Source organism: Corynebacterium sp. HMSC036E10 (genome assembly GCF_001836265.1).
Taxonomy (GTDB): Bacteria; Actinomycetota; Actinomycetes; order Mycobacteriales; family Mycobacteriaceae; genus Corynebacterium; species Corynebacterium coyleae.
Genome location: NZ_KV827969.1, coordinates 1 through 1,021, shown reverse-complemented (window position 1 = coordinate 1,021; position 1,021 = coordinate 1). Strand labels below are relative to the sequence as shown.

Sequence of the window (1,021 nt, the reverse complement as noted above, 5' to 3'; positions counted from 1 at the left end):
TCGAGGTGGAAACCGAATTTTGGAAGCAGAACCCACCCCAGGAAATAATAGAAATCAAGGCAAACGCCTAGGAACAAAACCCGGGGCACTTCACTCTGGGTACTTTAGTGCCCAGAGGCTTATCTACATGGCACGTTCGCTACGGGTTCGTCGTTCTAACAGCCAGTCAGACAAGAAGGAACCGTGGCGTAGTTTCGGGATAGCCACATCGACGGTGCTGACCCGTGTATCCAGTAGTCGGTGGCGGTAGCCGTTGCGGTGGTTGACGCGGTTGTCGCTGGTGGTGCCGTAGTCAGCGCTGCCGACAGTATCGTCTTGGGAAGATAGAATTTGGTTGATGAAATCACCGAGCATCTGACGCGTCAGATCGGGTGATGCTTGAGTGAGTAGCTCTTCGAGGTATGCTTTTGGTTGCCAGTTGTGTCGGCACCGGGGGCTTAACTGTGAGAAGCGGGTCGAATAGCGGAGTTCTCCGCTAGGAGGTGTAAAAATTCCTCTGGGTCTTTAACCGTCAAGCGAATGGGTCTTCCGATATTGCGGTGTAGGAGGATATTTGCAGAACCGGCATGGAATGAAATAGTGCCATCCAGGAAGTGAACCCCAAACGTTTGGGATTCGAGTATGGGGCCCGAGGGAAGGATCTCCGCCCCCTTCAGAGATTCCAAACGAACGTTGCTAACTGGAATGCCAAGAACTGAAATCCGAAGGATTTCATCATTCAGCAACACCCCGACATTAAAGAAAATTGCCAGAGACACTAAAAGACCGCATGTGATAAAGGCGGTTTGATCTCTTCTGGTCAAGAAGTAGACACACAATAAGAGTACTGCGAAGATAAGTACGATCCGACTAAAATTATATCCAAATACTCTTGATCGATAACTTGAACCAGTCATGAATATCACTCAACTTCCTTCCAACTATCTTCATGGGTAGTAAGGCGAAAGTAGCTGCAGCTATGCCTTAAGGTCCTAATGTGTGTATAGCGTACACCCATCTGTACGCGCTGACCTGCGGCGTT

1 pseudogene is annotated in these 1,021 nt (G+C 49.5%); it reads right to left on the bottom strand.

Features of this window, described 5'->3' with window-relative positions:
* Window positions 1–126: 126 nt before the first annotated feature.
* Window positions 127–411 (bottom strand): annotated as a pseudogene (locus tag HMPREF2736_RS11910) (transposase); the annotation flags it as partial.
* Between the last annotated feature and the right edge of the window lie 610 nt (window positions 412–1,021).